Origin of the sequence: Flavobacterium sp. (assembly GCF_020217025.1) — a bacterium.
Taxonomy (GTDB): Bacteria; Bacteroidota; Bacteroidia; order Flavobacteriales; family Flavobacteriaceae; genus Flavobacterium.
Window position 1 is genome coordinate 1 of sequence record NZ_JAIWOF010000048.1, and the last position, 10000, is coordinate 10000.

Below are 10000 nucleotides of genomic sequence, written 5' to 3' on the forward strand. Positions count from 1 at the left end.
AAAAATAAGCCTGCGTTAACATCATCTAATCTATCGGCTTTATCTTTGAAAGAGTGCGCTAATGTCAAACGTTGGAACGGAAAAAAACAACTCAAATACCAAGAAAGCTCTGTGGTTTGAGGCACATCAGATTGGCGGTAAAAAACCACACGATTTGTATCTAAACCACAAGCCAGCCAAGCCGCTGCAACACTATACGTATTTTGTCTTAATTCTGCTCCATTTTTGATTTGCGTAATCGAATGCAAATCGGCAATGAAAAGAAAAGACTCGTTATCAGGATTGTTTGCCATTTGAATAGCAGGAATAATTGCTCCTAATAAATTACCTAAGTGTGGTGTTCCTGTACTTTGAACTCCGGTTAAGATTTTTGCCATTGTTGTTTTTTAACGCTAAGCGTTGCTAAGTTGTTATTTAGAAATGCAAATGTAAAGCAAAAACAGAAAAGTAAAAAGAGATGTGTTTTATTAAAATGATTACTTTTGGAAATCAAATAATCACACTTAATGAAATTTTTAAAATATCCGCTTACTCTTCTATATCGTATTTGGTTTTACATCTTGGTTTTAGTTCCAATTATTGTGATGTTCCCATTTATTTTGGCAACGATTTTAAGTGAGAAAACCTATCCTTTGTTTTTTAAAATTGCAAGATTGTGGTCTAAGATTATTTTAATTGGAATGGGATTTAATTATTCTATCGAAGGCGATGAAGTTTTTGAAGACGGCAAAAGTTATATGCTAGTTGCCAATCATACTTCCATGACCGATATTATGTTGATGTTGATTGCGGTTAAAAATCACCCTTTTGTTTTTGTTGGGAAGAAAGAATTGGCTAAAATTCCACTATTTGGATTTATCTATAAACGTGTTTGTATTTTAGTAGATAGAAGCAATAGCAAAAGTCGTTATCAAGTTTTTGAACGCGCTCAAAAAAGAATTCATCAAGCATTGAGTATTTGTATTTTTCCCGAAGGTGGTGTTCCCGAAGAGCATATTGTATTAGATGATTTTAAAGATGGTGCTTTCAGAATTGCTTTAGAACATGGTTTGCCGATTGTACCAATGGTATTTTTCGATAATAAAAAACGTTTTTCGTATACTTTTTTTAGTGGATGTCCGGGGAAAATGCGTGCAAAAATTTATCCAATAATTGAAACCAAAGGAAAAACGTTAGAAGATAAAAATGCTTTGAAACAACAAGTAAGAGAAATTATTTTACAACCTTTATTGGAGGATTTAAAATAAAAAAGTCCAAACGCATTTGGACTTTCTCAGTTTCATTTTAACTAGAAACGAAACAACTTAACTAAAAATTTAAGCTTAACCAATAAAGCTTAAAAACTAAAACTTACTCCGGTATACAAGCCTATGAAATAAGGCTTGAAGTTACCGGAATTTTCACTAAAAGTATTGATTTGGTATTTAAACATAGGTTGGAAATTGGCATTAAAGCTTTTCCAAAAATTATATTTAAAACCCAAACCGACATTGCTACTAAAATGTATATCGTTTAGATTGTTTGCCTTTCCAATATTCATTTCCATCCCATCTGAAATTAATGAAATAGAATTTGCATTTAAGAATAAAGTACTTACCCCACCAATTAAATCAATCCCAAATTTTTTATCCAATATTTTGTAACTTAATTCAAGAGGAACTTCAATGTAGCTTAACTCTTGTTTTATGGCGCCTTTTGATTCTGTAAGAAGTATTAATGCATCTCCAAGGTCACTTTTTGAATCAATGGCAGAAAAAGCAAGGTTTTCACTATTACTATTTCTCTCTAATGTTTTTATGTTGTTTGTTACAGAATTTAAACGGGTATTGAATAAAACATTATCTGTATTATAATTAAAAGTTAATGCGTTTACTCCTGTTTTAAAACTAAATTTATTTGAAATTTGATAAACCGCTCCAATACCATAACTCATTGTAGTTTCAAATTCTTTACTGTTTTTTGAAAATTGTGAATCAAGTGATGAGCCTTCACTGATAGAATTAAAATAAACGGGCGATGCGTTTGTACTTACCGCCCATCTACTTCTTTTTTCTTTTTCTTTTTCATCTTCATTTTTCCCAGCCTCTTTTTCTTTTAGCAGTTCTTCTAGTGGATTTATTTCGGGAGAAATTTCAGCCACTAGCGTACTATCGTTTATAATGATGTTTTCAGACAATGCCAAGACAGCAGTTATGGTGTCTTTTGTTTGTGCTAGCGAATCATTACTTGTATTTACGTAATTTGTATTGGTTTCGGTTTTGTCAAAAAACGAATTTATTTTATCAGAATTTATCAACTCATTTTTAGAAGTTGTTGTATTGTTGTTTGGATTCAACTTCGAATTTTTATTCTTTTTTGTTGTGGCAATTAAATCCGTTTCAAGAAACAGATTCTTTTTTGAAGATTTGTTTCTTTTCGCTTTAGAATTAGTAACAATTGTGTGGTTTGATTCTTTATTATTGTAGTTAGGATATCTTTTTTTGTTTTTTGTATCTAAAGTGTTTTTACTTTCAAATGAATTATTTTTTTTGTCTTTGTAACGAATATTCGATTTCTCGTTTGAAATAACAATTGGGTTAGATTTTTTGAAATCTATTCGTTTGGAATCAAATTTAATGGTATTATTTTCCGAATTTTCAATATTTTTTTCGGGTCTTAATGTTTCATTATTGTTGAAATCAGTATTAGATTTTTTGTCTTTAGAGTTTGAATTATCTACACCAACCACTACAGTTTCATTACTATTGTTAGGTAAGTTTGTGTTTTGATTTGATTGAAAATTCCAAATTAAAGCTCCAATGATTATAAAAGAAGCGGCGATTCCTGATAATTGAAACCAAATAGGAATTATTCTTTTTTTCTTCTTTTTTTCATTTAATCTAGAAGCGATGATATTCCAAGATTCTTGAGGCGGTATAGCTTCAAAATCCTTGAATTTCTCTTGAAATAATCGTTCTATATTTTTATGATCTTTCATTTTGTCTTTTTAATTGAATAGTTGCTATTCGATTCAATTTTATCTTTTAATATGGCTTTAGCTCTGGCTAAATTTGATTTTGATGTTCCAATATTGATGCCTAACATTTCAGCAATTTCTTTGTGTGAATAATCATCCATCACATAAAGATTAAAAACCAATCGATATCTATCTGGTAAAGATTGAATAATCTGTGTTAAAAATTCAATAGATACATTTTCATCTTCAATTTCTACCTCGTCAGTGTCTGGAATTTTTTCTGAAATAATCTCAAAAACTTTCTGATTTCGATATTGTTGTAAAATATAATTAATCACTACTCGTTTCGCCCAACCCTCAAAAGAACCAATGTTTTTAAACTGACTAATTTTTTCGAAAACTAGTAAAATACCTTCTTGTAAATTGTCTTGTGCTTCCTCATAACTTCTCGAATACTTCAAACACACAGCAAACAACTTTGGCGCTAATAAGTGATAAAGTTGTTCTTGTGCTTTGGTATTGTTTTTAGTACATTCATGTATGAGTTGCTCTAAAATCAAAATATATTATTTATTAATCAATAACCGGAACTTCATATTCTAAAAAAATGTCTTCTCCAGCTTCATTTTTACCTTGCCAAAATTTAAATAAGAAAGGACCATTACCCGTTACATAAAAATTGATATATTGTTCTAATAAATTATCAGTCAAAGGGGTACAATTATTTTGTTCAAAGACAATTGTTCTAATTGCAATTGTTCTGGTATTCATGTCAGCATCATAATAAAAACCATTAAAACTATGACAAGTTGAAGGTCTATAATATCTTACTTTGATACCATAAGTTTCTCCCTTATGAAATTCACTTGGAATATCAACAGAAGCGACAGGTAAAATTTCATAATGAAAATTATCATCTTCACCTACTGTGCAAGAGTTTAACATGAATATAGCACTAAATAGTAATAAAATTTTTTTCATTTTGATTTATTCTTTAATTGTTAGATTCAAATTTAATTAAAAGGTTGCGTCTATTTATAAAAAAAATCACGCTCAAGGCGTGATTTAATTTTTAAGCGTTATTTTCTTTGATAAGCTCTTTAATTTTTTGTTCCAGTTCATCCATTAATTCTGGATTGTCTTTGATTAATGCTTTTACAGCATCTCGACCTTGACCTAATTTAGTTTCTCCGTAACTAAACCATGAACCACTTTTTTTGATGATTTCAAATTCTACAGCTAAGTCTAAAACTTCACCTACTTTTGAAATTCCTTCACCATACATAATGTCAAATTCTGCCGTTCTAAATGGTGGTGCTACTTTATTTTTTACAATTTTAACTTTAGTTCTATTACCAATAACGTTTTCACCATCTTTAATTTGTGTCGATTTACGAATATCAATACGAACTGAAGCATAGAATTTCAATGCATTTCCTCCGGTTGTAGTTTCTGGACTTCCAAACATTACTCCAATCTTATCACGTAATTGGTTAATGAAGAAAACCGTACAATTGGTTTTGTGAATCGTTCCTGTTAACTTTCTCAACGCTTGCGACATCAAACGTGCGTGTAATCCCATTTTAGAATCACCCATGTCGCCTTCAATTTCACTTTTTGGTGTTAAAGCAGCAACCGAGTCAATTACCACAACATCAACTGCTCCTGAACGAATTAAACTTTCAGCAATTTCTAATGCTTGTTCACCATTATCAGGTTGTGAAATAATTAAATTGTCGATATCAACCCCTAATTTTTCAGCATAAAAACGGTCAAATGCGTGCTCAGCATCAATAAATGCTGCAATTCCTCCTGCTTTTTGAGCTTCAGCTATGGCGTGTAATGTTAACGTAGTTTTACCTGACGATTCTGGTCCGTAGATTTCTATGATTCTACCTCTTGGATATCCATTTACTCCAAGCGCTAAATCAACACCTAACGAACCTGTAGGAATAGCTTCTACTTCTTCAACAGCGCTATCACCTAGTTTCATTACGGTTCCTTTTCCGTATGTTTTGTCAAGTTTGTCTAATGTTAGTTGTAAGGCTTTTAATTTTGCTTCTTTGTCTGAACTCATAATATTTGGCTTTAAATTGATTACAATTCTTTTTTTGTAAAAATACAGCTTTTTTCAATTGTGCCAAAAAATGTTAATATGTTTTCCAATTCATTTAAAGATTTGATTTTTAATCAATTTTATTACCTTTGTGCCCGAATTCTTCCATTTAGAATTCATAACATATTTCTCACTTAAACGTTTATAGCATGCAACTGTATAACACCTTAAGCGCAGAAGAAAGAGCTCAATTAATTGATGAAGCCGGAAAACAACGTCTTACATTATCTTTCTATGCGTATGCCAAAATTGAAAACCCCAAAAAATTTCGCGACGATTTATTTATCGAATGGAACAAACTCGATGCTCTTGGTCGTACCTATGTAGCCAAAGAAGGTATCAATGCTCAAATGAGTGTTCCAGCAGAAAACTTTGAAGCTTTTAGAGAAACTTTAGAAGCGTATGATTTTATGCGTGGCATTCGATTGAATGTAGCCGTAGAACACGATGATCATTCGTTTTTAAAACTAACCGTAAAAGTCCGTGATAAAATTGTAGCCGATGGTTTAAACGATGAAACGTTTGATGTTACGAATATCGGAGTACATTTAAAAGCAAAGGAATTCAACCAAATATTAGAAGATCCAAACACGATTGTAGTTGATTTTAGAAATCATTACGAAAGTGAAATTGGTCATTTTAAAGGTGCGATTACTCCAGATGTGGAAACATTTAGAGAAAGTTTACCAATCATCAATGAACAATTAAAAGACTTTAAAGAAGATAAAAATTTGGTGATGTATTGCACCGGAGGAATTCGTTGTGAGAAAGCTTCGGCTTACTTCAAACATCAAGGTTTTAAAAATGTGTTTCAGCTTGAAGGAGGAATTATCAATTACGCCAAACAAATCAAAGAAGAAGGTTTGGAAAGCAAATTCATTGGAAAGAACTTCGTTTTCGACCACAGATTAGGTGAAAGAATTACCGATGATATCGTTTCACAATGTCATCAATGTGGAAAACCTTGCGATAATCACACGAATTGTTTGAACGATGGTTGTCATTTGTTGTTCATCCAATGTGACGAATGTAAAGCAGCTATGGAAAATTGTTGTTCTACTGAATGTTTAGAAATCACACATTTGCCATTAGCTGAACAAATAAAATTACGTAGAGGAAAACAAGTAGGAAATAAAGTCTTCCGAAAAGGAAAATCGGAAAATTTGAAATTCAAACATTCAGGAGAATTGTCAGACAAACCTTTGGCTGTAGCCGAAAAAACAAAAGACATTCGTCAGAAAATAAAAGTAAAAAAAGTATTGCTTGGTAAAGTCGAACATTATTATGTGAAAGCACAAGTAGGCCTTTTCGTTATAGAAAATCAAGAACTAAATGTTGGTGACAGCATTCTAATTTCGGGACCAACAACTGGTAACCAAGAATTGGTTTTAGAAAAAATGTTCGTAAACGGAACTGAAAATTCATCAGCAAAAGTTGGCGATAAAGTAACTTTTGAAGTGCCTTTTAGAGTAAGATTATCGGATAAATTATTTAAAATTATCAGCTAATGACAGCTTCTGGAAGAATAGAATTAATGGCGCCTGCAGGAAATTTCGAATCGATGCAAGCAGCTTTAGATAATGGTTGTGATTCGATTTATTTTGGTGTAGAACAATTAAACATGCGAGCTCGTGCAACGGTGAATTTCGTTTTAGAAGATTTACCTGAAATTGCGCGTCGTTGCAACGAAAAAAATGTTAGAACGTATCTAACTTTAAATACCATAATTTACGATCATGATTTATCGATTGTAAAAACACTTTTGACTAAAGCTAAAGAAGCAGGAATTACAGCCGTAATTGCATCTGACCAAGCGGTGATTATGACGGCTCGTACGATGGGAATGGAAGTGCATATTTCTACTCAATTGAATGTAACGAACATCGAAACTGTGAAATTCTACTCCATGTTTGCTGATACGATTGTTCTGTCTCGCGAGTTGAGTTTACGCCAAGTAAAGAAAATCACCGATGATATTGAAAAAGAGCAAATAAAAGGACCAAGTGGCAATTTAGTTGAGATTGAAATCTTTGGTCACGGAGCTTTGTGTATGGCGGTTTCAGGAAAATGTTATTTGAGTTTACATTCGCACAATTCATCAGCAAATCGTGGTGCTTGCAAGCAAAATTGTCGTAAAAAATATACGGTTATCGACCAAGAAAGTGGTTTTGAAATCGAACTTGATAACGAATATATGATGTCGCCAAAAGACTTGTGCACCTTAGATTTTTTAGACCAAGTAATCGATTCAGGAATCAAAGTCTTAAAAATTGAAGGTCGAGGACGAGCAGCTGATTATGTAGCAACCGTTATCAAAACTTATCGTGAAGCTATCGATTCGTATTACGAAGGAACGTTTACTAAAGAAAAAATCAATACTTGGATGGAAGCTTTGGCAACCGTTTACAATCGTGGTTTTTGGAGTGGGTATTATTTGGGACAAAAATTAGGTGAATGGTCTGATAATCCAGGTTCTAATGCTACTCAAAAGAAAGTATATGTGGGTAAAGGAATGCATTATTTCCCAAAATCAAGCATCGCCGAATTCAAAATCGAAGCTTACGACATTAAAAAAGGTGATAAAATTTTAATTACGGGTCCGTCAACCGGAGCGCAAGAATTAATTTTAGAAGATTTCTTCGTGAATGATGTAACTTCGGAAAAAGCAACTAAAGGCGATAGTTGCACTTTAAAAGTGCCGTTCCGTATTCGTTTATCGGATAAAATGTATAAAATTGTAGAAAACTAATGGTCGTTGTTACGCTTCAAAGAGACAAATGCATTGGTTGCAATTACTGTGTTGAAATGGCACCTGCACAATTTCAAATGTCCAAAAAAGACGGAAAATCAGTATTAATTAAATCGGTTGATTCGAAAGGTTTTCACACCTTAAAATCACCTGATCATACGATTGTTGAAAATTGTGAATTAGCCGCAAAAGCTTGTCCGGTGCATATTATTACCGTAAAAGAAACCTAAATTTTTGTTTTACAATACTATATGAAAACCTATTTCGTTTAACTATGAGATAGGTTTTTTCTTTTTGGAGAACTTCGAGATTGATTTTTGAAAGTTTCCACAAAAAATCAATATCTTTACGCTCAAAAACATTTTAGAAACGTAGTCCAACAAACGGACAATCAACATATATTCAAAATTATGGCATGTACAAACTGTTCCACGGGTGCTAAAGATGGCACACCAAAAGGATGTAATAATAACGGGACTTGCGGCACCGATAGCTGCAACAAACTTTCGGTTTTCGATTGGCTGTCAAACATGACGTTGCCAGGTGGTCAAGAACCATTTGATGCGGCCGAAATTCGTTTTAAAAACGGCCGAAAAGAGTTTTTCAGAAATACAGAAAAGCTAACATTAGCTATTGGAGATATTGTCGCTACCGAAGCTTCACCAGGACACGATATTGGAATTGTGACTTTAACAGGCGAATTGGTAAAAATTCAAATGAAAAAGAAAGGCGAAAATCCAGATAAGGAATTAGCTAAAATTTACAGAAAAGCATCACAACGCGATATTGATATTTGGACAGAAGCTAGAAATAAAGAAGAAGCAGTTCGTATGCGTGCTCGTGAAATCGCTATCAATTTGAAATTAGAAATGAAAATTTCGGATGTAGAATTTCAAGGCGATGGTTCAAAAGCAACGTTTTATTACACAGCAAATGATCGTGTAGATTTCCGTCAATTAATCAAAGAATTTGCACAAGAATTCAAGATTAGAATCGAAATGAAGCAAGTTGGTTTCCGTCAAGAAGCTGCTCGTTTAGGTGGAATTGGTTCATGCGGAAGAGAACTTTGTTGTTCTACTTGGTTGACTGATTTTAGAAGTGTGAATACTTCGGCAGCACGTTATCAACAATTATCATTAAATCCACAAAAGTTAGCGGGACAATGTGGTAAATTAAAGTGTTGTTTGAATTACGAATTAGACACCTATTTGGATGCATTGAAAGACATGCCCGATATGGATACGAAATTATATACCGAAAAAGGCGATGCCTATTGCCAAAAAGTAGATATTTTCAAAGAAATTATGTGGTTTGCTTATGCGAATGCTCCTGCACAATGGTTGGTTTTGCCAGTTGAAAAAGTAAAAGAAATTGTTGCTATTAATAAGAAGAAAGAGCGCGTTGCGGCATTGGAAGATTATGTGGTAGAAAGCACTCAAGAAGTAGAGAAAAAATTCGAGAATGTGGTAGGACAAGACAGTTTAACACGTTTTGACCAACCTAAGAAGAAGAAAAACAATAAAAATAAAAAACGTAAACCTTCAAATTTTAAAAATGCACCTAAAAAAGAGTAAATTCATTGGGTTACTAATGTTAACGATGCTTTTTTTCTCATGCGATGAAAAGCAATTCTTTAGCGAATACAAAGAGTTAGATGGTTCTTGGAAAAAATCAGACACTTTGCGTTTTACATTTGAACAAAAAGACACACTGAATCCATATCACTTGTTTTTAAATGTGAGAAACAATAATGATTATCCGTTTAGCAATATGTATTTGATTGTAACCATGAAAGAGCCTGGAAAAAAGCCTACGATTAAAGTGGATACGTTGGAGTATTTAATGGCAAATCCAGATGGGACTTTGTTAGGGGAGGGTTTTTCAGATGTGAAGGAAAGCAAATTGTGGTATTTAGAAAATTTCAAGTTCAAGAGAGCTGGAAAATACAATGTTGAGGTGATTCAGGCGGTGAGAGAAACTGGTAAAGTAGATGGTGTTTCAGAACTTAAAGGAATTACAGAATTAGGATTAAGAATTGAAAAAATAAAATAGTATGGCTACTAAAAAAGCAAATACAAACGATTTTTCAGCGTATAAAAGAAAGTTTTGGCAATTGTTTGCCTACGGATTTTTAGGAGTAATTTTATTATTCCTTTTTGCATCTTGGGGATTTTTTGGA

The 10000-nt window shown here is 32.7% G+C and carries 10 protein-coding genes and 1 pseudogene; 6 read left to right on the plus strand and 5 right to left on the minus strand.

Going from position 1 to position 10000, the window contains the following annotated elements; all coding sequences use genetic code 11:
• A pseudogene (locus tag LDL23_RS02160) lies at window positions 1–377 on the minus strand (tryptophan--tRNA ligase); the annotation flags it as partial.
• Between the two features lie 129 nt (window positions 378–506).
• On the opposite strand from LDL23_RS02160, the gene LDL23_RS02165 reads away from it, so the two are divergent.
• Complete coding sequence (locus LDL23_RS02165) at window positions 507–1247, plus strand: 1-acyl-sn-glycerol-3-phosphate acyltransferase (RefSeq protein WP_291264241.1); 741 nt, start codon at window positions 507–509, stop codon at window positions 1245–1247.
• Window positions 1248–1336: 89 nt separating this feature from the next.
• Here LDL23_RS02165 and LDL23_RS02170 read toward each other — a convergent pair whose 3' ends face one another.
• From LDL23_RS02170 to recA, 4 genes are all read right to left on the minus strand, one after another.
• Window positions 1337–2977 carry a hypothetical protein gene (locus tag LDL23_RS02170; RefSeq protein WP_291264242.1) on the minus strand — a complete coding sequence of 547 codons (1641 nt, stop codon included), beginning with the start codon at window positions 2975–2977 and terminating at the stop codon, window positions 1337–1339.
• A complete protein-coding gene (locus LDL23_RS02175) occupies window positions 2974–3516 on the minus strand; it encodes a sigma-70 family RNA polymerase sigma factor (RefSeq protein ID WP_291264243.1) in 543 nt (180 codons plus the stop codon). The genes LDL23_RS02170 and LDL23_RS02175 overlap by 4 nt, the downstream gene beginning before the upstream one ends.
• Window positions 3517–3529: 13 nt before the next feature.
• A complete protein-coding gene (locus LDL23_RS02180) occupies window positions 3530–3901 on the minus strand; it encodes a hypothetical protein (RefSeq protein ID WP_291264244.1) in 372 nt (123 codons plus the stop codon).
• A 127-nt stretch (window positions 3902–4028) separates the two neighbouring features.
• Window positions 4029–5033, minus strand: coding sequence for a recombinase RecA (recA, locus tag LDL23_RS02185; protein WP_026725599.1), 1005 nt, complete (start codon window positions 5031–5033; stop codon window positions 4029–4031).
• Window positions 5034–5221: 188 nt separating this feature from the next.
• On the opposite strand from recA, the gene LDL23_RS02190 reads away from it, so the two are divergent.
• The 5 genes from LDL23_RS02190 (at window position 5222) to LDL23_RS02210 (ending at window position 9873) form a co-directional block, all read left to right on the plus strand.
• A complete protein-coding gene (locus LDL23_RS02190; RefSeq protein ID WP_291264245.1) occupies window positions 5222–6580 on the plus strand; it encodes a rhodanese-related sulfurtransferase in 1359 nt (452 codons plus the stop codon).
• Window positions 6580–7821 (plus strand): peptidase U32 family protein, encoded by a 1242-nt coding sequence (locus LDL23_RS02195; RefSeq protein WP_291264246.1) that lies wholly within the window; start codon window positions 6580–6582, stop codon window positions 7819–7821. The genes LDL23_RS02190 and LDL23_RS02195 overlap by 1 nt, the downstream gene beginning before the upstream one ends.
• Complete coding sequence (locus tag LDL23_RS02200) at window positions 7821–8051, plus strand: ferredoxin (RefSeq protein WP_291264247.1); 231 nt, start codon at window positions 7821–7823, stop codon at window positions 8049–8051. The genes LDL23_RS02195 and LDL23_RS02200 overlap by 1 nt, the downstream gene beginning before the upstream one ends.
• A gap of 180 nt (window positions 8052–8231) precedes the next feature.
• A complete protein-coding gene (gene ricT, locus LDL23_RS02205; protein ID WP_291264248.1) occupies window positions 8232–9395 on the plus strand; it encodes a regulatory iron-sulfur-containing complex subunit RicT in 1164 nt (387 codons plus the stop codon).
• Window positions 9376–9873, plus strand: coding sequence for a gliding motility lipoprotein GldH (locus tag LDL23_RS02210; RefSeq protein WP_291264249.1), 498 nt, complete (start codon window positions 9376–9378; stop codon window positions 9871–9873). Before ricT ends, LDL23_RS02210 begins: the two co-directional genes overlap by 20 nt.
• Window positions 9874–10000: the final 127 nt, after the last annotated feature.